We start from the raw sequence: 23,075 nt of genomic DNA on the forward strand, positions 1-23,075 counted from the left end.
GAGAAGAACCCACACCCCAAGGCGTGAACCCTTCCCCTCCCCTTCTAAGAAAAACCGTGGCGGCGACCTACTCTCCCACCCCATCACAGGGCAGTACCATCAGCGCAAGGAGACTTAACGACCGGGTTCGGAATGAGACCGGGTGTGACCCTCCTGCCAAAACCACCACGGAAACCAACACCCACAACCACCACTCAACCCCGAAAGGGAATGACAGCCACGAGCAAGCTTCGTGAACAAAGTGTGCGCGAACATCCAATTATCTGCAGCGGACAAGCCCTCGACCTATTAGTACCGGTCAGCTCCACCCCTCACAAGGCTTCCACACCCGGCCTATCAACCCTGTCGTCTACAGGGAGTCTTACCCTCTCAAGGAGGCAGGAGACCTCATCTCGAAGCAAGCTTCCCGCTTAGATGCTTTCAGCGGTTATCTCTCCCGAACGTAGCCAACCAGCCATGCCCTTGGCAGGACAACTGGCACACCAGAGGTTCGTCCGTCCCGGTCCTCTCGTACTAGGGACAGCCCTTCTCAAGTCTCCAACGCGCACAGCGGATAGGGACCGAACTGTCTCACGACGTTCTAAACCCAGCTCGCGTGCCGCTTTAATGGGCGAACAGCCCAACCCTTGGGACCAACTCCAGCCCCAGGATGCGACGAGCCGACATCGAGGTGCCAAACCATCCCGTCGATATGGACTCTTGGGGAAGATCAGCCTGTTATCCCCGGGGTACCTTTTAGCCGTTGAGCGACACCGCTTCCACACGCCGGTGCCGGATCACTAGTCCCAGCTTTCGCTCCTGCTCGACACGTCCGTCTCACAGTCAAGCTCCCTTGTGCACTTACACTCAACACCTGATTACCAACCAGGCTGAGGGAACCTTTGGGCGCCTCCGTTACTCTTTGGGAGGCAACCGCCCCAGTTAAACTACCCACCAGACACTGTCCCCGAACCGGATCACGGTCCAAAGTTAGATGCCCGAAACAGTCAGAGTGGTATTTCACCAACGCCTCCACCGCCACTAGCGTGACAGTCTCACAGGCTCCCACCTATCCTACACAAACCATCCCAAACACCAATGTCAAGCTATAGTGAAGGTCCCGGGGTCTTTCCGTCCTGCTGCGCGAAACGAGCATCTTTACTCGTAGTGCAATTTCACCGGGCCCATGGTTGAGACAGTGGGGAAGTCGTTACGCCATTCGTGCAGGTCGGAACTTACCCGACAAGGAATTTCGCTACCTTAGGATGGTTATAGTTACCACCGCCGTTTACTGGCGCTTAGATTCCTAGCTTCGCGGGCCGAAACCCACTAACCAGTCCTCTTAACGTTCCAGCACCGGGCAGGCGTCAGTCCGTATACAGCGTCTTACGACTTCGCACGGACCTGTGTTTTTAATAAACAGTCGCTTCCCCCCGCTATCTGCGACCCCACCCAGCTCCGAAGGCATGCTTCTTCACCGGACAGGGCTCCCCTTCTCCCAAAGTTACGGGGACAATTTGCCGAGTTCCTTAACCATGGTTCACCCGAACGCCTCGGTATTCTCTACCTGACCACCTGCGTCGGTTTAGGGTACTGGCCACACACGAACTCGCTAGAGGCTTTTCTCGACAGCATGGGATCACTCACTTCGCCAAAAACGGCTCGGCATCACGTCTCAACCTTCATGAGAGGCGGATTTACCTACCCCTCGGCCTACACGCTTACCCCCGGACAACCACCGCCGGGTAGAGCTACCCTCCTGCGTCACCCCATCACTTACCTACTACAAGCTCGGGTCCCAGACCAGTTCAGAGGCACTCCCCGAAGGGACCACCAAGAACCAGCGTGGTTAGCATCACCTGATTCGATACTGGACGCTCGTGCACGGGTACGGGAATATCAACCCGTTATCCATCGACTACGCCTGTCGGCCTCGCCTTAGGTCCAGACTCACCCTGGGCGGATTAACCTGCCCCAGGAACCCTTAGTCAATCGGCGGCAACGTTTCTCACGTTGCTTTCGCTACTCATGCCTGCATTCTCACTCGCACACCCTCCACCACTCGATCACTCGGCAGCTTCACTGGATGCACGACGCTCCCCTACCAACCCAAGAATAAACTTGGACTTCACAGCTTCGGCGGTGTACTTAAGCCCCGCTACATTATCGGCGCAGAACCACTTGACCAGTGAGCTATTACGCACTCTTTAAAGGATGGCTGCTTCTAAGCCAACCTCCTGGTTGTCTGGGCAACTCCACAACCTTTCCCACTTAGCACACGCTTAGGGGCCTTAGCTGATGATCTGGGCTGTTTCCCTCTCGACTACGAAGCTTATCCCCCGCAGTCTCACTGCCACGCTTCACTTAACCGGCATTCGGAGTTTGTCTGACGTCAGTAACCTTGTAGGGCCCATCAGCCAAACAGTAGCTCTACCTCCAGCAAGAAACACGCGACGCTGCACCTAAATGCATTTCGGGGAGAACCAGCTATCACGGAGTTTGATTGGCCTTTCACCCCTACCCACACCTCATCCCCCAGATTTTCAACTCTGGTGGGTTCGGGCCTCCACGAGGTCTTACCCCCGCTTCACCCTGGACATGGGTAGATCACTCCGCTTCGGGTCCACAGCATGCGACTCAAACGCCCTATTCAGACTCGGTTTCCCTACGGCTACCCCACCCGGGTTAACCTCGCCACACACCATGACTCGCAGGCTCATTCTTCAAAAGGCACGCCATCACAACCCCGAAGGACTGCTCTGACGGCTTGACAGCACACGGTTTCAGGTACTATTTCACGACCCCTCACCGGGGCACTTTTCACCTTTCCCTCACGGTACTAGTGCACTATCGGTCATCAGGACGTATTTTGGCTTAGCAGGTGGTCCTGCCAGATTCACACGGAATTTCTCGGGCTCCGCGCTACTCGGGAGAACATCAACACCTAGACTCTTCCTTCACCTACGGGACTCTCACCCACTCCGGTACCGCTTCCCAACGGATTCAGCTAGAAAAATCATCAGCGCTCCAGGCCGACAGACCTGAAAAGATGCATCCCACAACCCCGCACACGCAACGACTGTCGTCTATCACACGCGCACGGTTTAGCCTCTTCCCCGTTCGCTCACCACTACTAGGAGAATCACTGTTGTTTACTCTTCCTACGGGTACTGAGATGTTTCACTTCCCCGCGTCACCACCAACTACCCTATACATTCAGGTAGCGGCAACCCGACACAACTCGGGCTAGGTTTCCCCATTCGGACACCCGCGGATCAAAGCTCGGTTGACAGCTCCCCGCGGCCTATCGTGGCCTCCCACGTCCTTCATCGGCGCCTGATGCCAAGGCATCCACCGTGTGCCACTATCACTTGGCCACTACAGATAATAAGATGCTCGCGCACACTATTCACAAATCAAAACACCAACCACAAACTCCGATACCTCACACCAGACCAGCTGGGAGTTCTCAGAGGTGGTAGCGGGAACCAACTCGGCCACCCACCCCCCAAAAAGAGAGCCGATGGCCGCGATTGCTTCCTCAGATACCCAACAGCGCGCCCCCCGACGCTTCTAGTCGCCGGAGGTGAAGTTCAATTTTCTATGAGCCACTCCCCATCACCCCGAAGGGTGTGAGGTCCACTTTCGAGTCCGACCAACGATAGAAAGGTGTTGGTCTTCAAAAGACTCCTTAGAAAGGAGGTGATCCAGCCGCACCTTCCGGTACGGCTACCTTGTTACGACTTCGTCCCAATCGCCAGCCCCACCTTCACTCATTCCCTCCCCGAAGGGTTAGGCCACAAGTTTCGGGTGTTGCCGACTTTCATGACGTGACGGGCGGTGTGTACAAGGCCCGGGAACGTATTCACCGCGGCGTTGCTGATCCGCGATTACTAGCGACTCCACCTTCATGGGGTCGAGTTGCAGACCCCAATCCGAACTGAGACCGGCTTTAAGGGATTCGCTCCACCTTACGGTATCGCACGCCCATTGTACCGGCCATTGTAGCATGTTTGCAGCCCAAGACATAAGGGGCATGATGACTTGACGTCGTCCCCACCTTCCTCCGAGTTGACCCCGGCAGTCTCCCATGAGTCCCCACCATTACGTGCTGGCAACATGGAACAAGGGTTGCGCTCGTTGCGGGACTTAACCCAACATCTCACGACACGAGCTGACGACAGCCATGCACCACCTGTCACCCACCAACTAAATGACCCTGTATCTCTACAGGTCCACGGGTGATGTCAAACCTTGGTAAGGTTCTTCGCGTTGCGTCGAATTAAGCAACATGCTCCGCCGCTTGTGCGGGCCCCCGTCAATTCCTTTGAGTTTTAGCCTTGCGGCCGTACTCCCCAGGCGGGGCGCTTAATGCGTTAGCTACGGCGCGGAAACCGTGGAAAGTCCCCACACCTAGCGCCCAACGTTTACGGCATGGACTACCAGGGTATCTAATCCTGTTCGCTCCCCATGCTTTCGCTCCTCAGCGTCAGGTAAGGCCCAGAGACCCGCCTTCGCCACCGGTGTTCCTCCTGATATCTGCGCATTTCACCGCTACACCAGGAATTCCAGTCTCCCCTACCTACCTCTAGCATGCCCGTATCCACTGCAGAACCGGAGTTAAGCCCCGGTCTTTCACAGCAGACGCGACATGCCGCCTACGAGCTCTTTACGCCCAATAATTCCGGACAACGCTCGGACCCTACGTATTACCGCGGCTGCTGGCACGTAGTTAGCCGGTCCTTATTCCCCACCTACCGTCAACCCCACGAGAACGTGGAGCCTGCGTTGGTGGTAAAAGAGGTTTACAACCCGAAGGCCGTCATCCCCCACGCGGCGTCGCTGCATCAGGCTTTCGCCCATTGTGCAATATTCCCCACTGCTGCCTCCCGCAGGAGTCTGGGCCGTGTCTCAGTCCCAGTGTGGCCGGTCGCCCTCTCAGGCCGGCTACCCGTAATCGCCTTGGTAGGCCGTTACCCCACCAACAAGCTGATAGGCCGCGAGCCCATCCCTGACCGATAAAACTTTCCACCCTCCACCATGAGGTGGCGGGTCGTATCCGGTATTAGACGGCGTTTCCACCGCTTATCCCGGAGTCAGGGGCAGGTTGCTCACGTGTTACTCACCCGTTCGCCGCTCGTGTACCCCGAAGGGCCTTACCGCTCGACTTGCATGTGTTAAGCACGCCGCCAGCGTTCGTCCTGAGCCAGGATCAAACTCTCCATAAAGGTCAAACAACCCGTCCCGGCGACCAGAGGTCAGCCTGGGGCGAGTAAACCTAGAAGAAATCCTGACCAACCAACTCGCGTTGGTTAATCAAAGGAACCCTACGCACCGAAGTGCGTCGGGGCCAAAACAAACATGGCTTAAAGAAAATCAAACACGCGCTGTTGAGTTCTCAAGAAACAATCGCTCTTCCCGTACAAGCGCCAGAACCTCAAGGCTCCGTCTGCTCTTCCGGAGAAGGCCTCTGCGTTTCCACCGCTTTAGCGGCTTCTTCGCTGTGTTGTGTCTTTACTTTATCAGGTGTTCCGCGCCCCGCCAAATCGGCGTTTTCGCTTTCAAACCTGATCCGGAGAAAGAATTCCCGGTGCCTCGTCCGCTCTGCGTTTCCGCCGGGCTTTTGAAGCAACTCCCCGAGCCTACATGCTCCGAGCGACTGCTCGAACCACTCTGCTTCGGGAGGATGTCTGTGATCGCGGCCCGGTTCCGAGTCGAAACCGCGAAGGTTCCGCTCGCCGTCCCGCAGCGACTCGCTGAGTCTAGGTAACTGGTCCGAAGACGTCAAATCCGTCCGGACCGTGGGAGGAACCCCGATCTGCCCGGACGTTCCGCGTCGACCCGGAAGCCCCCGTGATCTCGGGTCCTTCACCGGTCCGCGGAGCGACGCCCCGTTCGGCTCGGTCCCACAGACGGAGACCGGCGCTTCTCGTGGCTTGCTTGTCAGACATAGGTGGTCCTCCCCCGCACGGGGTCCGGTCAAACACCGGTCAGCGATCCTTTTCCGAACCATGGCCTCGGAAACCGTGTGGGGGCGGGTGCGGGACCCGGTCGGGTCCCGCACCCGCCCCCACCGTCGCTGGTCCGACGGCCCGGCCGACGGCTCAGACCATCTCCGCCAGTTCACGGGCGAGCTGCCGGAAGGCGATGCCTCGATGGCTGATCGCGTTCTTCTCCCCGGGCGACAGTTCCGCCGCCGTTCGGGTCTCCCCTTCGGGGACGAAGACCGGGTCGTAGCCGAACCCGTTCTTCCCACGGCGTTCGCCGACCAGGCGCCCGCGCAGCACGCCCTCGGCGACGGCCTCGGTTCCGTCCGGCATCACCAGGACCGCCGCGCAGACGAACTCCGCTCCCCTGCGGTCGGCGGGGGTGTCCGCGAGCTGGTCCAGCACCAGGTCCAGGTTGGCCCGGTCCTGGTCGCCCTCACCGAAGCGCCCGGCCCAGCGCGCGGACAGCACCCCGGGCATCCCCCGGAGTTCGTCCACGCTCAGACCCGAGTCGTCCGCGACGGCCGGGAGACCCGTGTGCGCCGCGATCGCCCGCGCCTTGAGCAGGGCGTTGCCGATGAAGGAGGGTTCGGTCTCGGGGACCTCGGGCGCGTCCGGGAACGCGTCCAGGGCCAGCACCTCCGCCGTCACCCCGGCCTCGGCCAGGATGGCGCGCATCTCGGGCACCTTCTTCGCGTTGCGCGTCGCAAGGACGAGCTTCACCGTGCCTCCTCCGCTCTCACCGTTACTCCTCCCAGGGGACCTCCCCCTGGGGAGCGGTGCCGGTACCGGACCGGCCCGCTCACGACAGTCACTCCGACAGGGCCTTCTTCTGGATGGCGGTCAGCTCCTCGCACCCGCCGGAGGCGAGGTCGAGCAGCTTGTTCAGCAGTTCACGGTCGAAGGCGGCTCCCTGGCCCTCGGCGGTGCCCTGCACCTCCACGAACTTCCCGTCACCGGTGAGCACGACGTTCATGTCGGTGTCCGCGACCGAGTCCTCCAGGTAGTTCAGGTCCAGCCGGGGCTGCCCCTGCACCACACCGACGCTGACGGCCGCCACCGAGCCGGTCAACGGGTTGTTCTTGAGCTTGCGCCGCTTGCGCAGGTGCTTCATCGCGTCGGCCAGGGCCACGTAGGCGCCGGTCACCGCGGCGGTGCGGGTGCCGCCGTCGGCCTGGAGCACGTCGCAGTCGAGGGTGATGGTGTGTTCGCCCATCGCCTTGAAGTCGACGACGGCACGGAGGGAGCGGCCGATCAGGCGGGAGATCTCGTGGGTGCGGCCGCCGATCTTGCCGCGCACCGACTCACGGGCGCCTCGGGTGTCCGTGGAGCGCGGGAGCATCGCGTACTCGGCGGTGACCCAGCCCTCGCCGGTACCCCGGCGCCAGCGGGGCACACCGTCCTCGACGGTGGCCGCGCAGAGCACGCGGGTGTCCCCGAACTCGATGAGGGCGGATCCCTCCGCGTGGCGGAGCCAGTTGCGGTGGATGTTCACAGGGCGGAGTTGGGTCGGAACGCGTCCGTCAGGTCGAGCCATGGACACGAGCGTATATCGGCACGGTGTTCCACTGTGCTGGAGCCGGGTCCTACCGGTCAGGTGGGACCCGCGCCACACGGGCCCCACCCACCCCTACTCACACGGACACGGTCCCACCTCATCGGTGACCCGGTGTGTCCGTGACCCTCCGTGTTTCGGTCGGGTCCGGGTACCGCCTCACCGAACGGTCGGGGTCAGGCGCCGATCTCGCGGACCTCTCCGCCCCGGGCCAGTTCGATGGGCCCCTCGTAGGTGCCGCGCGCCTCGGCCAGCGTGACGTCGTCGTCGTTCCACGGCACCAGGTGGGTCAGCAGCAGTTTGCGCGCCCCGGCCCTGGTGGCGTGGTCGCCGGCCTCGCTGCCGGTGAGGTGCATGTCCTTCGGGTGTTCCACGTGGTCGTGGAAGGCGGCCTCGCACAGGAACAGGTCGGTGTCGCGGGCCAGGTCGACCAGGGAGTCGCAGGAGCCGGTGTCGCCGGAGTAGACGAGGCTGACGCCGCCGTGCTCCAGGCGGATGCCGAAGGCGTCGACGGGGTGGTTGACGCGGGCGACGCGGGCGGTCAGGGGACCGATCCGGAACTCACCCGGGGTGAGCTCGTGGAAGTCGAAGACCTCGGTCATGCCGGGGTCGGGGTCCAGTCCGTAGATCTCCGCGAGGCGGTCCGCGACGCCCTCGGGGCCGTACACGGGGATCGGGGGCTTGGCGCCCCCGGGCGAGTACATCCGGGCGACCCAGTAGGCGCACATGTCCGCGCAGTGGTCGGTGTGCAGGTGGCTGAGGTAGACGGCGTCGACGGAGTAGAGGTCGGCGTGGCGCTGGAGGGCGCCGAGCGCGCCGTTGCCCAGGTCGAGCAGGAGCCGGAAGCCGTCCGCCTCCACCAGGTAACAGGAGGCCGGACTGTCCGGCCCGGGGAAGCTCCCGGAGGACCCGATAATCGTGAGTCGCACGTCGTCGTCGCCTTTTCGATCGGCCGCACTGCTTCCGTGGCCCCTTGGTGACGTGTGCGGGGAGAGCGGTGGGCGGCTGGTTCTGCGGATGTCCCGTTGTTACGGGTGTACCCCAATGACCGCCTGGGTGGTACAAAATGTGGCCCGCATCTCAGGCGACGTGCATCACGTGTGAATTTTTCACACCGATTGACCAGATTTGACCGGTTCACCGGGGCCGAGTTCAGGACAGGAACTGACCTGTGGGGGAACGTACCGGAGGCCGGTTCCCCGTGGGAAACCGGCCTCCGTGACACCGTGGCACCCTGCGACGGGCACCCGGACCCGTCCACCCCGGACGCGGCCCGGCCCGCGCCGTCGCGGGGCCCGGGTCAGGCCCGGGTCAGGCCCAGAGCTGGCCGTCCAGGCGCTCCTCCGCCTCTTCGACGGTGCCCTCGTAGGCGCCGGTGGAGAGGTACTTCCACCCGGCGTCCGCGATGACGAACGCGATGTCGGCGCTCTCGCCCGCCCGTTCCGCCTTGCGGGCCATGCCCAGGGCCGCGTGCAGCGCTCCGCCCGTGGAGATGCCCGCGAAGATGCCCTCCTTGTGCAGGAGGTCGCGGGTCCGCCGGAGCGCCGCCTCCGAGGGGACGGAGAAGCGCGTGGTGAGCACGGACTCGTCGTAGAGCTCCGGAACGAACCCCTCGTCGAGGTTGCGCAGCCCGTAGACCAGCTCCCCGTACCTCGGCTCGGCGGCCACGATCCGCACGTCCGGCTTGCGTTCGCGCAGGTACCGGCCGACACCCATGAGGGTTCCGGTGGTGCCGAGCCCCGCCACGAAGTGGGTGATCTCCGGCAGGTCGGTCAGCAGCTCGGGCCCGGTGGTCTCGTAGTGGGCCCGCGCGTTGGCCTGGTTGCCGTACTGGTAGAGCATCACCCAGTCGGGGTTCTCCGCGGCCATCTTCTTGGCGACCCGGACGGCCTCGTTGGAACCGCCCGCGGCGTCGGAGTAGTGGACCTCGGCGCCCCACATGGCCAGCAGCTTCCTGCGTTCGTCGGAGGTGTTCTCCGGCATGACGCAGACCATGCGGTAGCCGCGCAGCTTCGCGACCATGGCCAGCGAGATGCCGGTGTTCCCCGACGTCGGCTCCAGGATGGTGCACCCCGGGGAGAGCAGCCCGTCCTTCTCGGCCTGCTCGATCATGAAGAACGCGGCGCGGTCCTTGATCGAGCCGGTGGGGTTGCGGTCCTCCAGCTTCGCCCACAGCCGGACCTCCGGCGAGGGCGAGAGCCGAGGCAGGCCGACCAGCGGCGTGCCTCCGAGGGAGTCGAGCAGGGAGTCGTAGCGCATGGCTTCCTCAGCGAGAGCCGCCCGCGACGGCGGGCAGGACGGTCACGTTGTCGCCGTCGGAGAGCTTGGCCTCAAGACCGCCGACGAAGCGGACGTCCTCGTCGTTCAGGTAGACGTTGATGAACCGGCGCAGCTTGCCGCCGTCCACCAGGCGCTCCGCGATGCCGGGGTACTGCTGGTCCAGGTCGGTGACCAGGTCACTGAGGGTCTCGCCGGACCCCTGGACGACCTTCGCGTCGTTGGTCAGGTTGCGCAGGATGGTGGGGATGCGGACCTCGATGGCCATGAAGGTGACTCCGTAAACGGTCGTTGTTGTGCGTTCAGGTCCAACAGGCGGCCCGCCGGTGGCATTCCGTGGGCCGTCGTGCCGGGTCGTCCGATGGGCGCGTACCTACTGGTCCGCGCCGGAGCCGTCGGCGTCGACGATCTCGACGGGCTCCTCGGTGACCTCGCCGTCGATGATCCGGAAGGAACGGAACTCGGCGGTGTCGGGCTCGCGGGTGGACACGAGGACGTAGTGGGCCTGGGGCCACTGCGCGTACGTGATGTCGGTGCGCGAGGGGTAGGCCTCGGTCGCGGTGTGGGAGTGGTAGATCACGACGAACTCCTCGTCGCGGTCCCACAGCTCGTCGTAGACCTTCTTGTACTCGGTCGAGTCGAACTCGTAGAACGTCGGGGAGCGTGCCGCGTTCAGCATCTCGATGATCCGCTCCGGGCGGTCGGAGCCCTCGGGCCCCGCGACGACACCGCACGCCTCGTCGGGGTGGTCGCGTCGCGCGTGGGCGACGATCTGGTCGTGGATGGAGCGGTCGATCCTCAGCATGGCTCCAGGGTACCCACATCCGCTTCTCTACCAACCAAGTGGGTATTAATGCGGGGGAGGTCACTCCGGAGAGCACCCCGGCGCAGGTGGGGCGCGCGTACCCGCCCAGACCGGAACACGTAGGCTCGCCCCTATGAGCGAGGACAGCAGCAGCGCGCTGCTCACCGACCACTACGAACTGACGATGCTCCAGGGAGCCCTGCACAGCGGGGCCGCCGCACGCCGGTCGGTGTTCGAGATGTTCGGCCGACGCCTGCCGGAGGGCCGACGCTACGGCGTCGTGGCGGGGACCGGCCGGTTCCTGGACCTGTTGGAGCGCTTCCGCTTCGGCTCCGAGGAACTGGACTTCCTGTCCGACCACGGAGTCGTGGACGAGACCACCCTGAAGTGGCTGTCGGAGTACCGCTTCTCCGGGGACGTGTGGGGTTACGGCGAGGGCGAGGCCTACTTCCCGGGGTCGCCGATCCTGGTCGTGGAGGGCACCTTCGCCGAAGCCGTGATCCTGGAGACCCTCGCACTGTCGGTGTACAACCACGACAGCGCGATCGCCTCCGCCGCCACCCGGATGCGCGTGGCCGCCGGAGAGCGGCCCCTGATCGAGATGGGCTCCCGGCGCACCCACGAGCGCTCGGCCGTCGCGGCGGCCCGCGCCGCCTACGTGTCCGGGTTCTCGACCTCCTCCAACCTGGAGGCGGGGCGCAGCTTCGGGGTACCGACCGGCGGCACGGCGGCGCACGCGTTCACCCTGCTGCACGACAGCGAACAGCACGCCTTCAAGGCCCAGCTGGAGTCCATGGGCACGGGGACCACGCTCCTCGTGGACACCTACGACGTCGAACGCGCGGTGCGGCACGCGGTGGAGCTGGCCGGACCCGAGCTCGGCGCCATCCGGATCGACTCCGGGGACCTGGGGACGACCGCCTCCCGGGTGCGTCGGCAGCTGGACGACCTCGGCGCGACCGGGACCCGCATCGTGGTCACCGGTGACCTGGACGAGCACTCGATCCAGGCGCTGGCGGTGGCCCCGGTCGACGGGTACGGAGTGGGTACGTCCCTGGTGACGGGTTCGGGGGCCCCGACCGTGTCTCTGGTGTACAAGCTGGTGGCGCGGGCGCGCGGCCTGGAGCCGGACGCTCCGCTGGAGCCGGTCGCCAAGCGCTCGGTCGGCAAGCCGAGCCGGGGCGGCCGCAAGTGGGCGGTCCGGCGGCTGGACGACAAGGGGATCGCCGTGGCGGAGGAGGTGTACCCGCACGAGCCGACCGACCAGGTCGGGACCCGGCCGCTGTTGCGCCCGCTGGTCACCGGCGGCGAAGTGGTGGGACACGAGAGCGTGCACGAGGCTCGGGCACGCCACAGCGCGGCGTTGGCCGAGCTTCCCGAGCAGGCGCTGAGGATGTCCCGCGGCGACGTCGCGCTGGCGACCGTCTTCCACTGATCCGAGCCACCCCGCCGATCCCGATCGGCTTCTCGACGACAAGGAAGTGAGGTGCCGACATGACCAGGGCACTCATCGTGGTGGACCTTCAGAACGACTTCTGCGAGGGCGGCAGCCTGGGCGTGAAGGGGGCCGCCCGTACCGCGGCCGCCGTCACCGAGCTCGCGCGGACCGGCGGCTACGACCACGTGGTGGCCACCCGTGACCACCACATCGACCCGGGGGCGCACTTCTCGGACGACCCCGACTTCGTGAACAGCTGGCCCGTGCACTGTGTGGCGGGAACGCCCGGCGCGGAGTTCCACGCCGACTTCGACGCCTCGCTGGCCGAGGAGGTCTTCAGCAAGGGGCAGTACGAGGCGGCCTACAGCGGTTTCGAGGGCACGGCCGGGGATGGCGAGACGACTCTGTCGGCGTGGCTGCGCGAGCGCGGGGTGGACGAGGTGGACGTGGTGGGCGTCGCCACCGACCACTGCGTGCGGGCGACCGCTCTGGACGCCAACGGCGAGGGGATCCGGACCCGGGTCCTGCTCGGTCTGACGGCGGGGGTGGCCAGGCCCACGGTGGACTCGGCGCTGGAGCGGCTGCGCGGTGCCGGTGTGGAGCTGGAGGGCGAGCCGTTGGTGGGTTGAGCCCGGCGGCGGCCCCGTCCGGGGCCCGGAACGACGGCGGGGGCGGTGGTGAAGCGATCACCACCGCCCCCGTCTGTGTACGGGTACCGCTAGTCGATGCCGATGGCGGCGCGAACGTCGCCCAGCACGCGACGGGCGCGCGAACGGGCGCGTTCGAGGCCGGAGTCGAGGATCTCGTCGAGCTCGGTCTTCGAGTCCATGAGCTCCTCGTAGCGCTCGCGCTTGGGGCCGAGCTCGGTGTTGACCGCCTCGAAGAGCTCCTTCTTGAGGTCGCCCCAGCCCATGCCGCCCGCCTCCAGGCGCTCGCGCACGTCGGCCACCTTCTCGGCGTCGGCGAAGTGGGTGAGCAGCTGGAACGGGATCGAGGTGTCCGGGTCCTTGGGGTCCTCGACGGGGGTGGAGTCCGTGGGGATGCGGTTGATGGCCTTGCGGAGCTTCTTCTCCGGCAGGAAGAGCGGGATGTGGTTGTCGTAGGACTTGCTCATCTTGCGGCCGTCGGTCCCGGGCAGGATGCTCGCTTCGCTGTCGTCGATGACGCCCTTGGGGAGGGGGAAGCTGTATCGGTCGCCGTACCGGTGGTTGAAGTACCCGGCGATGTCGGCGGTGTACTCGATGTGCTGGGACTGGTCGCGCCCCACGGGGACCCGCTCGCCCTCCATGATGAGGATGTCGGCCGCCATGAGCACGGGGTAGTTGTACAGCCCCATGTTGACCCCGGCGTCGAGCTCGGTGACGCCCGCCTCGGTGTTGCGGTCGCGCGCGGCCTTGTAGGCGTGTGCGCGGTTCATGAGCCCCTTGGGGGTGAGGGTGCTCAGGATCGTGGTGAGCTCGAAGATCTCGGGGATGCTGGACTGACGGTAGAAGACCGTGCGCTCGGGGTCGAGTCCGCAGGCCAGCCAGGTGGCAGCGCCCGACCGGATGCTCTGACGGAGTTCGTCCGCGTCCTTGATGATGTTGAGCGCGTGGTAGTCCGCGATGAAGTAGAAGGTGTCGTAGACCTCCGCCGCCGCCAGGGCGGGCTTGATCGCGCCGATGTAGTTGCCCAGGTGGAAGTCGCCGGTGGGCTTGATCCCGGTCAGATAGGTGTTCGCTGCCATGTTCCCAGCCTATCGACGCCGCCCGGCCCCGGACACGCGGACGGCGCCCCGCCGGGCGGGGCGCCGTCCTCCTGGGAGCGGACCGGTCAGAGCCGGGCCGATCCGCTTCGGAAGGCCTCCCAGTGCTCGGCCATGCGTTGGGACTGCCCCGGGGTGAAGTGGGTCATGCAGGCGTCGTCGCTGTAGTTCATGAAGTTGGTGACGGGGTCGAGTCCCGGGAGATCGGGGCAGCTGTCCCGACCCTCAGGGCAGCCCGCCGCCGCCTCGCGCTCGTACGGGGTGTCGTCCACGTAGTCCCCCGGGCTCTCGCAGCCGTTCTGGAACGTGTGGAACAGGCCCAGCCAGTGGCCGACCTCGTGGGTGCCGGTGTGGCCCTCGTTGAAGCGGTCGCGCGTCCCGCCCGGGAAGGTGTCGTGCGCGATGACGACGCCGTCCTGTTCCGGGTCGGCGGCGTAGTCCTGGGGGAAGGTGGAGTAGCCGAGCAGACCGGAGTCGAGCTGGGTGGTGTAGATGTTCAGCGTCTCGGCACCGCCCTGGCGCAGGTCGGCCCGGATGGTGTCGCGGTAGCGGTTGAAGTCGCGGAACCAGGCGTCGTTCACGTTGCGGGTGACGTCCGAGAGCTCGAAGCGGAAACCGGTGTCGGTGCCTTCGGAGCCGAGCGCGTAGCCGCCCTGGTAGGCCTTGTTGAGGACGTCGACCTGCTCCTGGATCCGTTCGTCGGTCACCTCGCCCCGGCCGTCCTCGGCGGAGATCACGTGCACGGCCACCGGCACCGTGTACGGCGCGGCGAGCTCGCGTCCGCGCTCGGCGACCAGGGCGTCGCGGAGCCGTTCCTCGTACTCGGCCGCCTTCTCCGGGGTGATCTCCACCTCGGCGGTCCCGGCCCCGGGGCCGGCGACCCTAGTGGAGGCCGCCCGGGCGGCGGTGTCGACGGCGTCGTCGACCCGGTCCCCCTCGGGGGGACAGTGCTGGTCCGCGGCGAGCGTCACCCCGGCCCGCTGTGGTTCGGGGTGGGCGGGTTCTGGCAGCGAGCTCGCCACCAGACCGGTCAGTGCGAGTGCGCACAGGGTCAGGCCGGTCCAGGTCGCGGCTGAGCCTCCGCGCGGGCTTCGTCCAATCACCTCACGGACTGTAGTGGTCCGATTGCTCTGCGTTTGGTGAACTTGCCCGACCTTGCGAAGTGTTTGCCGTCCCCGGCCCGTGGGCGGGGCCGCCGCCCGTACGCCCCGCTCCCCGCCGCGGACCTACTTCTGGCCCACGGCCCAGGCTCTGAGCTTGGCGATGCGCTCACGGATCTGCGGCGGCGTGGCCTGCGCGACCGGCGGCCCCCCGCAGGCGCGACGCAGCTCGTTGTGGATCACCCCGTGCGGCTTGCCGGTGCGGTGGTGCCAGGCGCCGACCAGGTTACTCAGGTCCTTGCGCAGCTCGGCCAGGACCTCGTGCGTGGGCCCCGACTCCTCCTCCGGCTCGGACTTCCCCTTGGCCTTGAGCTGGCTCGCGTGGATGTCCGCCTTGCGCTTGCGCAGCAGCTGGGAGACCTGGTCCGGGTCGAGCAGTCCGGGCAGCCCGAGGAAGTCCTCCTCCTCGCTGGAGCCGGCGGCCCCGCCCCCGTACTCCAGCCCGTCGTACAGCGCGCGGTCGAACTCGGCGGCGGACTCCATGGTCTCGAAGGGGAGCTCCTCCCCCGCGTCCGGAGTGTCCTTCTTCTTGTTGGCCTCCTTGAGGAGGTCCTCTTCGGGGTACTCGTCGTCCGCGGGCTGCTTGTCCAGGACGTGGTCGCGCTCGCGCTCCATCTCCCCCGCGTACTCCAGCAGGGTCGGCACCGACGGCAGGAACACCGACGCCACCTCGCCCCGCTGGCGCACCCGCACGAAACGGCCGATGGCCTGCGCGAAGAACAGCGCGGTGCTGGTGGAGGTCGCGTACACGCCCACCATCAGGCGGGGCACGTCCACGCCCTCCGAGACCATCCGGACCGCGACCATCCAGCGGTCGTCGCTCTTCGAGAAGCGGGTGATCTTCTTCGAGGCGGTGGGGTCGTCGGACAGCACCACGGTGGCGCCCTTGCCGGTGATCTGCCGCAGGATGCGCGAGTAGGCGCGGGCGTTCTCGTGGTCGCTCGCGATGACCAGGCCGCCCGCGTCCGCGTGGGTCTTGCGCACCTCGGTCAGCCTGCGGTCGGCCGCCTGGAGGACCTTCTTGATCCAGTCGCCCTTGGGGTCGAGCGCGGCCCGCCACGCCTGGGACAGCGCGTCCTTGGTGAGGGGTTCGCCGAGGCGGGCGGCGAGTTCGTCACCCGCCCGCGTCCGCCACCGCATCTCCCCGGAGTAGGCCATGAAGATGACCGGGCGCACGACCCCGTCCTCCAGGGCGGGCGCGTACCCGTAGCTGTAGTCCCACGAGCAGCGGCGCACACCCGCCCCGTCCTGCACGTAGTCCACGAACGGGATGGGGTTGATGTCGGAGCGGAACGGGGTTCCGGTGAGCGAGAGCCGCCGCGTGGCCGGGTCGAAGGCCTCCCGGACGGCGTCGCCCCAGGAGAGGGCGTCACCCGCGTGGTGGACCTCGTCGAAGATGACCAGGGTCTTGCGCGCCTCGGTGCGGTTGCGGTGCAGCATCGGGTGGGCGGCGATCTGCGCGTAGGTGACGGCCACGCCAACGTACTGGCGGCCGAGGGCGCCCTGCCCGTTCTTGAAGTCGGGGTCGATGGCGATCCCGAACCGGGCCGCCGCCTCCGCCCACTGCTTCTTCAGGTGCTCGGTGGGGCAGACGATGGTGATCGCTCGAACCGCGTGCCGCTGGAGGAGCTCGCTCGCCAGTGTGAGGGCGAAGGTGGTCTTGCCCGCCCCGGGCGTGGCCACGGCGAGGAAGTCGCGTGGCTGCCTGCGGAAGTACTCCTCGAAGGCCTCCCGCTGCCAGGCCCGGAGACCGCTCAGGCGGTTCTCCGTCGTGGTCTGCGTCACCGTCATTCGTTCCGTCCCCCGTTACTCACCTGCTTGAGGTTAGCGGCCGCCGGAGACCGTATCGGGAGCCCCGGCGGTGGCGCCGGGCACAGCGGCCACCCCGGGCGTGTCCGGCGATCGGGCCGCGGAGCCGGGCCCCGCGCCTCCCGCGCACCCCACGACAAGGCGGCACGGTGCCTGCCGCACCGCGCCGCGCCGTCGTTCCGAATCCGTGTGGAGATCCCCCTCGGGAACGCTCCTCCCCTAGGTCGTGTTTTTTGGATCATTCCGCGCTCGCGACCACCAGGCTGCCTCTCGCTGCGCCGATGAAGCTCGGACAGCCAAACCCGGGCTGACCTTCGCTCCACGGCTTGCGAGAGATTGCCTGGACGGCCGCTCGCATCGATGGCGGCTCCGCCGCCACCGGCGAAAGCATCCAAAAAACACTCCCTAGTTCCCCGTGCCCTCGCCGGAGACCTCCGTCTCCCCGGGGTCCGCCTCACCGGTCGCCGGGTCGGCCTCCCCGACGGGGGCCTCGCCCCCGACCCCGGTCATGTCGACGGCGCCGTCGTTGAACGGCATGTGCGGGGAGAGCGCCGGGAAGGCGAAGAACCACAGCAGGGCGGCCGCGCCCGCCAGGAGGCCCACCGACATGATGAACTTCGAGGCCCAGGGGCCGGGCAGGATGCGCCAGATCAGACCGTACATTCGTGCGTCCCTTCCCCTAGGCGTCCGGAGCCATGTGGGCGATGCTGTCGGGCATGCCCTCGGACTTGGGTGTGGTCTCGGTGAGTTCGGCCCAGACGATGAGCCGGTGCGTGTTGTTGAGCTTGGGCGCGCACGTGGTGAGGGTGAGCAGTGCCCGCTCGGGGTCCTCCTCGGAGGCCTCCTCGAAGGGGTCCGGGTTGACCACCCAGAAGTCCTCGGGCAGCACGGTCTCCTCACGGAAGACCTCGTAGGTGTGGAAGTTCTCGCCGTCCTCCAGCACCATGACGTCGCCGTCGTCGAGCAGGTCCAGGTCCCAGAAGAGACCGGGCGTGCGGTGCGCGGCGACGCCGTAGTTGCCGAGCTCGCCGGGCGCGCTGTCGAACTCCGTGTAACGGCCGGGGCTGTACCGGATGTCGTCGGGGGTGGTGCCGTTGACCACCACCCAGTCCAGGTCCAGGCTCGGGACGTACAGGCGGCTGTCGGCGCTGCCGGGGAGGGGTTCGGAGTCCGGGCCGCGCTCGTCGGCGGCGGCCCAGGCCTCGTCCAGACCGTCGGCCAGCCCCTGCTGCTCCCGGTCGGTCTCCCACTGGGAGCCGTACACCTCGTAGGAGGCGTAGAAGAGCATCAGCAGACCCAGGGTCAGGAGGACCTCGCCGAAGAAGCGGACGATGCCCCGGACGACGTCGCCCGGGGTGGCCCGTTTGCGCGGGCGGCGCCGACGGCCCCGTGGGGGCCGCTCACGCCCCTCGCCCGAGGGGTGGGGCTCATCATGGGACTGCCGTTCAGTTGTGGACACCAATACGACCTACTCCTGTGGACGCTTTCGTGTGCACCCGGGCGACCGGAGGGGGACGACGAGCGGGACCCCCGTACGCGGATGCGGCAGAACTTCGACCTCGTGTCGGTACACAGCGCTGAGGAGCGACGAGCTGAACACGTCGGCGGGGGTTCCCCGCGCGGCGACCTGTCCTCCGGAGAGTACCGCCACACGATGGGCGTACGCGGCCGCAAGCCCCAAATCGTGCAGGACCACGATAACCGCCCCACCGCGGGACGCGAGGCCGCGCGCGATGGAGAGTACGAGTTCCTGGTGGCGGATGTCCAGCGCCGCGGTGGGTTCGTCGAGGAGGAGCAGGTGGGTGTCCTGGGCCAGGACGCGGGCGAACATCACGCGGGCCCGTTCTCCCCCCGAGAGCGTGGGGAAGCGGCGGTCGGCCAGATGGGTGACGCCGACCTCCGCCATGGCGTCCCGGACCAGGGCGTCGTCCCGGTCCGGGGAGCTCAGCCCGGCCCAGGGCGCACGACCCATGGCGACGAGTTCGGTGACGGAGAAGGGAAAGCTGACCGCCGCCTCCTGGGGCAGGACCGCCCGGCGGAGCGCGAGTTCGGGCGGGCTCCACTCCGGCAGCGGGCGGCCGAGCAGGCGCACCGTTCCGGAGTCGCGCTCGCCCCTGGTCGGGCCGCCGGTGACGTCTCCCGACAGCGCGGACAGCAGCGTGGACTTGCCCGCGCCGTTCGGTCCGACCAGGGCGAGGAGTTCACCGGCGCGGACGGTGAGGTCGACCCCGTCGAGCAGGGCGCGGCCGCCCCGGCGGACGGTGAGGCCCTCGGCGCGCACGACCACGGATCCGGGTTCGGCGGGCGCGGGCGGGGCCGGTGCGCGGGTCAGGGGCGCGACGGCCGCGGCCCACCCGCGGGCGAGGGCCGAGCGCCGTGGGGTGTGCCCCGTGGGGCCGTCAGTGCTGGTGGTACCGGGGGTGTCCGTGGTGTCGGTGCTCACGACCAGCCTCCCTGTTTGGCGCGGGTGCGGTACAGGAGGAAGAAGAAGAACGGCCCGCCCAGGGCGGCGGTGACCACGCCGAGCGGGATCTCGGCGGGGGCGGCGACCGTGCGGGCCAGCAGGTCGGCGGCGAGCAGCAGCAGTCCGCCGCCGAGCGCGGAGGCGGGCAGCAGCACCCGGTGGCCGGGTCCGGTCACCATACGGATGATGTGCGGGACCACGAGCCCCACGAAGGCGACGATCCCGGCGAAGGCGACCGCCGCCGACGTGAGCAGGGCCATGGCGCCGATGAGGACCAGGCGCATGCGTTCCACGTCCACGCCCAGGTGGCGGGCGGGCCCCTCCCCGAGGGCGAGCAGGTCCAGGCGGCGGGCGTACACGGGGACGACCGCCAGCCCCAGGAGCAGGCAGGGCGTGATCGCCGCGACCTTGGACCAGGTGGCGGTGGAGACGCTGCCCAGCTGCCAGAACGTGATGGTCTGGATCTCGGCGTCCTGGGAGAAGTTGGTCATCAGACCGATCGCGGCACCGGCGATGGCGTTGACCGCGATCCCGGTGAGCAGGAGGGTGACCACCTCGGTACGGCCCCGTGAGCGCGCGAAGACGTACACGAACAGGGTCGTGGCCAGCCCGAAAACGAAGGACGAGGCGATGACGGTCCAGTGTCCGAGCACGGTGATCCCGGTGAAGATGACGGCGATCGCGCCGACCGCCGCACCGGCGGAGACACCGATCACGCCGGGTTCCGCGAGGGGGTTGCCGAAGACGCCCTGCATGATGGCGCCCGCGCTGCCCAGGGCCGCGCCGACCATGACGGCGAGGACGACGCGGGGCAGCCGCACGTCCCACAGGACGGTGCGGGCGATCTGGTCGGGTTCGGCGCCGACGTCGAGACCGACCTCCTGGAGGAGGGACGCCGCCACCTGTCCCGCCGGGATGGGGTAGGCACCGACCCCGGCGGCCACGACGGCGACGGTCACGAGGGTGGCGGACAGCCCGCCGAGGAGGAGCCCGGCGCGCAGCCGACGTCGCACGCGGCCGCCGCCCTCCGTCGGGGGTCCGGGCGCGGTGGCGCCGCGGTGGCGCAGGGCGGTCACGCGGTGCCCCCGTCGTCGGGGAGCGCGGCCAGTTGCTCGGCCAGGGCCACGATGACCTGGGGGGTGCGCGGCCCGAAGTTGAGCAGCACGCCGTCCTCGAAGTCGATGACGGCCCGGTTCCGACCGGCCGGGGTCTGGGCGACTCCGGGGATCTCGACGAGTCCCTCCACACCGCCCACCGACTCCAGGCCCTTGGTCATGACGAGGAGGACGTCCGGCTGGGCCTCGATCAGCGCCTCGGTGGTGATGGGGGTGAACGGTGTGGTCAGGCCCATCTCGACCCCCGCGTCGCGGGCGCCGATCTCGGAGAGCATGGCGTCGGCGCCCGACCCGGGACCGCCGAGGAGGTAGACCCCGGCGGTGCCGCGCAGGTAGAGGAAGGCGACGAGGGGGTCGCCGGCGGTCTCCACGGAGGTCTCGCGCACCTCGGCCATCTGTTCCCTGGTGCGGTCGACCAGGCTGGTCCCGGCGTCGGGGACGCCGAGCGCCTCCGCGACGCGCTCGAAGCGCGGGTACATCTCGTCGAAGGACCAGGCCTCCTCGACGATGACCACGGGGACCCCGCTGCGCTGGATCTGCTCGATCACCTCGGGCGGCCCGGTCTGGGTGTCGGCCAGGACCACGGTGGGCTGGAGCGTGAGGACGGACTCGGCGGAGACGTCGTGGCCCTCGCTGACCACGGGCAGGTCCGCGGCCTCGTCGAAGGTGGCGGCGACGTCGCGGCCGACCACCCGGTCTCCGAGGCCGAGGGTGAAGACGATCTCGGCGAGGCCGCCGGTGAGCGGGAGGACGCGACTGGCGTCGGTGACCTCGACCTCCTCGTACTCCAGGGGGTCGGCGCTGGTGCGGTAGGGGTCGAGGACCACCGAGTCGACGGTGACGGGGAGTTCGGGGTCCGGGGCGTCCGCCAGGACCTGGAGCCGGTTCTCCGCGAGCTCGGGGATGCCCTCGCCCGCCGCCGCGTCCTCGGGGGCGGGCGATCCGGTGCAGGCGGTCAGGGCGAGGGCGCAGGCCACGGCGAGCAGGACGGCGGCCGGTCCTGTTCCTGGGTGTCCGCGCAGGGGGGATCGGGGGAGGGCGTGGGGCATGGCGGTCGCTTTCGATGGATCCGTGTGCCGGGTGTCGCCGGGGAGCGGGGGTGCGATGCGGCCTTTTTCATGACAGGTCGTCATCTTCTTGACAACCGTGGAGGTGTGGTGTTCCACTGTTCCAGCGCGGGATCAAGTTAGGTAAGGCTCACTTTGCCAAGGTAAGCATAACCTAAACCCCATTCCCCAGGTCTCGCGGGTGACGGACACCGTCCGGCCCGCACGAACGCGAAGGCCCCCGATGCAAGCAGCGGTTTCCCTCCGTGGGTTCCTCCCCTCCCTGGCCGCAGTGGCGGCCGCGACGGTCCTGTCCGCCTCCCTGCCCGACGCGGTGCTCGCCGCCCCGACCGAAGACCCCGCCCATCCCCGGACCACCGTCGTCGACCGCACCGAGGGGCTCGACCCCCGGGGCGACACCGTCACGGTGTCCGGGATCGGGCACGACCCCGGAAGCCTGATCGAGATCACCACCCGGGCGCTGCCCGACGCGGCCGCGTCGGCCGAGGACTCCGACGAGTCCGCCGTCCTGGACACCGGGAACACCGTCCGGGTCGAGGTGGACGAGCGCGGCCTGTTCACGGAGGACCTCGTCACCGGCGTCGGCTTCGCTGCCGAGGCCGGGCTCGACACGGCCGAGGACCCCTTCGAGATCGTGCTGACCGAGATCGCCGGGGCTCCCGTCCCCGAGGAGACCACCCCGGGGACCCCCGAACCCACTGCTCCCGGCTCTCCGGACCCCGAGGGCGACACCGCGCCGGAAGCACGGGACGTGGAGGGGACCGAGGTCGTCTCGGCCCCCGGCCCCGGCCGGAGCGCACCGGTGACCGCCCCGGCGCGCCCCCGGAGCGCGCCCGTCGTCGGCGTGGTCCCGGTGAGCTTCGCCGCCCCCGCCGCACCGTCGGCACCGCGTTCCCGGCCCCAGGCCCCCGCCTCCGCCCAGGCGCCCGCTGCTCCCCAGGCCCAGTCCGCGCCGCGGACCCTTCCCCGGACCCCGGGCACCCCGGCCCTGACCGTCTCCCGGACCAGCGGGCTCGACCCCTCCGGCGAGAAGGTGACCGTGACCGGAACGGGCTACGACACCTCCAAGGGCGTCTACGTCGCCCTGTGCGACACCGCGAACGCCAGCTCCACCCAGGCGCCCAGCCCGTGCATCGGCGGCGTGGACATGGAGGGAGAGGGCGGCGCCTCCGTCTGGGTCTCCAGCAACCCGCCGCCCTACGGCGAGGGCCTGGCCACCCCCTACACCGGCGGCGGCACCGACGGCGGGTTCACGGTCGAGCTCACCGTCAAGGGATCGGACGAGCACACCGACTGCCTCTCCGCCGCCACCGACTGCGCCGTCGTCACCCGCAACGACCACACCCGCTCCAGCGACCGTGGCCAGGACGTGTTCGTCCCCGTGACGTTCAGCGGACAGACCGGCGACCCGGGCGCGTCCGGCGGGAACGGCGGCGCCTCCGGCGACGGCGCGACCGGATCCGGGAACACCGGCGGCACCACGACGTCCGGTGCGGGTGGCGCGGGCCCCAGCGGTTCCGGAGGGAGCGGCAACGGTCCGCTCGCCACCACCGGGTCCTCCCTGACCGGCCTGGTCCTGGCCGCCGCCGTCGCCGTGCTCACCGGTGCCGTGGCGCTGTTCGCCGCGCGCCGCCGTGCCGCCACCCCGGCCCCGACCACCGCCTAGGCACCACCG

17 protein-coding genes and 3 rRNA genes are annotated in these 23,075 nt (G+C 67.8%); 3 read left to right on the forward strand and 17 right to left on the reverse strand.

Translation table 11 applies throughout. The annotated features are described in order from the left end of the window. Positions 1-54: 54 nt before the first annotated feature. From rrf to AC0VYL_RS21930, 9 genes are all read right to left on the reverse strand, one after another. Positions 55-170: ribosomal RNA gene (rrf, locus tag AC0VYL_RS21890) — 5S ribosomal RNA — on the reverse strand. Positions 171-267: 97 nt separating this feature from the next. Further along, positions 268-3,357 (reverse strand): 23S ribosomal RNA (locus AC0VYL_RS21895). Between the two features lie 317 nt (positions 3,358-3,674). Beyond that, positions 3,675-5,207, reverse strand: a 16S ribosomal RNA gene (locus tag AC0VYL_RS21900). Together the 16S, 23S and 5S rRNA genes form the textbook arrangement of a ribosomal RNA operon. A gap of 876 nt (positions 5,208-6,083) precedes the next feature. Further along, complete coding sequence (rdgB, locus tag AC0VYL_RS21905) at positions 6,084-6,689, reverse strand: RdgB/HAM1 family non-canonical purine NTP pyrophosphatase (RefSeq protein ID WP_475481366.1); 606 nt, start codon at positions 6,687-6,689, stop codon at positions 6,084-6,086. An 88-nt stretch (positions 6,690-6,777) separates the two neighbouring features. Further along, on the reverse strand, positions 6,778-7,503 hold the full coding sequence (gene rph, locus AC0VYL_RS21910) for a ribonuclease PH (RefSeq protein WP_378740516.1): 726 nt from the start codon (positions 7,501-7,503) through the stop codon (positions 6,778-6,780). A 194-nt stretch (positions 7,504-7,697) separates the two neighbouring features. Continuing rightward, positions 7,698-8,450: an MBL fold metallo-hydrolase gene (locus tag AC0VYL_RS21915; RefSeq protein ID WP_475481367.1), complete on the reverse strand. Its 753-nt coding sequence runs from the start codon at positions 8,448-8,450 to the stop codon at positions 7,698-7,700. Positions 8,451-8,832: 382 nt separating this feature from the next. Beyond that, positions 8,833-9,780: a PLP-dependent cysteine synthase family protein gene (locus tag AC0VYL_RS21920; RefSeq protein ID WP_475455505.1), complete on the reverse strand. Its 948-nt coding sequence runs from the start codon at positions 9,778-9,780 to the stop codon at positions 8,833-8,835. A 7-nt stretch (positions 9,781-9,787) separates the two neighbouring features. After that, the gene (locus AC0VYL_RS21925; RefSeq protein ID WP_475455507.1) at positions 9,788-10,066 is read right to left on the reverse strand and encodes a MoaD family protein; all 279 of its coding nucleotides are present in this window, start codon (positions 10,064-10,066) and stop codon (positions 9,788-9,790) included. 105 nt (positions 10,067-10,171) lie between these two features. After that, positions 10,172-10,603, reverse strand: a complete 432-nt coding sequence (locus AC0VYL_RS21930) for a M67 family metallopeptidase (RefSeq protein WP_475455509.1) — start codon at positions 10,601-10,603, stop codon at positions 10,172-10,174. 133 nt (positions 10,604-10,736) lie between these two features. Between AC0VYL_RS21930 and AC0VYL_RS21935 the strand changes: the two genes are divergently transcribed. Together AC0VYL_RS21935 and AC0VYL_RS21940 are read left to right on the forward strand one after the other, a co-directional pair. Further along, positions 10,737-12,038 (forward strand): nicotinate phosphoribosyltransferase, encoded by a 1,302-nt coding sequence (locus AC0VYL_RS21935; RefSeq protein WP_475455511.1) that lies wholly within the window; start codon positions 10,737-10,739, stop codon positions 12,036-12,038. A gap of 59 nt (positions 12,039-12,097) precedes the next feature. Beyond that, on the forward strand, positions 12,098-12,670 hold the full coding sequence (locus tag AC0VYL_RS21940) for an isochorismatase family protein (protein ID WP_475481368.1): 573 nt from the start codon (positions 12,098-12,100) through the stop codon (positions 12,668-12,670). Between the two features lie 89 nt (positions 12,671-12,759). Here the strand turns inward: AC0VYL_RS21940 and AC0VYL_RS21945 are convergent, their stop codons facing one another. The 8 genes from AC0VYL_RS21945 to AC0VYL_RS21980 form a co-directional block, all read right to left on the reverse strand. After that, a complete protein-coding gene (locus AC0VYL_RS21945; RefSeq protein WP_475481369.1) occupies positions 12,760-13,767 on the reverse strand; it encodes a tryptophan--tRNA ligase in 1,008 nt (335 codons plus the stop codon). An 86-nt stretch (positions 13,768-13,853) separates the two neighbouring features. Beyond that, a complete protein-coding gene (locus tag AC0VYL_RS21950; RefSeq protein WP_475455518.1) occupies positions 13,854-14,888 on the reverse strand; it encodes a zinc metalloprotease in 1,035 nt (344 codons plus the stop codon). 123 nt (positions 14,889-15,011) lie between these two features. Further along, entirely contained in the window at positions 15,012-16,736 is a 1,725-nt protein-coding gene (locus AC0VYL_RS21955) for a DEAD/DEAH box helicase (protein ID WP_475455520.1), read from the reverse strand. A gap of 423 nt (positions 16,737-17,159) precedes the next feature. Then, entirely contained in the window at positions 17,160-17,417 is a 258-nt protein-coding gene (locus AC0VYL_RS21960) for a hypothetical protein (protein ID WP_475455522.1), read from the reverse strand. Between the two features lie 16 nt (positions 17,418-17,433). Continuing rightward, complete coding sequence (locus AC0VYL_RS21965) at positions 17,434-18,216, reverse strand: class E sortase (protein ID WP_475455524.1); 783 nt, start codon at positions 18,214-18,216, stop codon at positions 17,434-17,436. A 6-nt stretch (positions 18,217-18,222) separates the two neighbouring features. After that, on the reverse strand, positions 18,223-19,086 hold the full coding sequence (locus AC0VYL_RS21970; RefSeq protein WP_475463180.1) for a heme ABC transporter ATP-binding protein: 864 nt from the start codon (positions 19,084-19,086) through the stop codon (positions 18,223-18,225). Between the two features lie 107 nt (positions 19,087-19,193). Further along, positions 19,194-20,294, reverse strand: a complete 1,101-nt coding sequence (locus tag AC0VYL_RS21975) for a FecCD family ABC transporter permease (protein ID WP_475455526.1) — start codon at positions 20,292-20,294, stop codon at positions 19,194-19,196. After that, positions 20,291-21,382, reverse strand: a complete 1,092-nt coding sequence (locus AC0VYL_RS21980; RefSeq protein WP_475481370.1) for a heme/hemin ABC transporter substrate-binding protein — start codon at positions 21,380-21,382, stop codon at positions 20,291-20,293. Before AC0VYL_RS21980 ends, AC0VYL_RS21975 begins: the two co-directional genes overlap by 4 nt. 241 nt (positions 21,383-21,623) lie before the next feature. Between AC0VYL_RS21980 and AC0VYL_RS21985 the strand changes: the two genes are divergently transcribed. Next, the gene (locus AC0VYL_RS21985; RefSeq protein WP_475481371.1) at positions 21,624-23,066 is read left to right on the forward strand and encodes a cell wall protein; all 1,443 of its coding nucleotides are present in this window, start codon (positions 21,624-21,626) and stop codon (positions 23,064-23,066) included. The last annotated feature ends 9 nt before the right edge of the window (positions 23,067-23,075 follow it).

The organism is Nocardiopsis sp. iso_238 (assembly GCF_056173325.1).

Excerpts from the sequence above, each read along its gene's own strand:
- rph (WP_378740516.1), bottom strand. The coding sequence starts at position 7,503 with ATGGCTCGACCTGACGGACGCGTTCCGACCCAACTCCGCCCTGTGAAC.
- AC0VYL_RS21920 (WP_475455505.1), bottom strand. The coding sequence starts at position 9,780 with ATGCGCTACGACTCCCTGCTCGACTCCCTCGGAGGCACGCCGCTGGTC.
- AC0VYL_RS21925 (WP_475455507.1), bottom strand. The coding sequence starts at position 10,066 with ATGGCCATCGAGGTCCGCATCCCCACCATCCTGCGCAACCTGACCAAC.
- AC0VYL_RS21930 (WP_475455509.1), bottom strand. The coding sequence starts at position 10,603 with ATGCTGAGGATCGACCGCTCCATCCACGACCAGATCGTCGCCCACGCG.
- AC0VYL_RS21935 (WP_475455511.1), top strand. The coding sequence starts at position 10,737 with ATGAGCGAGGACAGCAGCAGCGCGCTGCTCACCGACCACTACGAACTG.
- AC0VYL_RS21940 (WP_475481368.1), top strand. The coding sequence starts at position 12,098 with ATGACCAGGGCACTCATCGTGGTGGACCTTCAGAACGACTTCTGCGAG.
- AC0VYL_RS21945 (WP_475481369.1), bottom strand. The coding sequence starts at position 13,767 with ATGGCAGCGAACACCTATCTGACCGGGATCAAGCCCACCGGCGACTTC.
- AC0VYL_RS21955 (WP_475455520.1), bottom strand. The coding sequence starts at position 16,736 with ATGACGGTGACGCAGACCACGACGGAGAACCGCCTGAGCGGTCTCCGG.
- AC0VYL_RS21960 (WP_475455522.1), bottom strand. The coding sequence starts at position 17,417 with ATGTACGGTCTGATCTGGCGCATCCTGCCCGGCCCCTGGGCCTCGAAG.
- AC0VYL_RS21980 (WP_475481370.1), bottom strand. The coding sequence starts at position 21,382 with ATGCCCCACGCCCTCCCCCGATCCCCCCTGCGCGGACACCCAGGAACA.
- AC0VYL_RS21985 (WP_475481371.1), top strand. The coding sequence starts at position 21,624 with ATGCAAGCAGCGGTTTCCCTCCGTGGGTTCCTCCCCTCCCTGGCCGCA.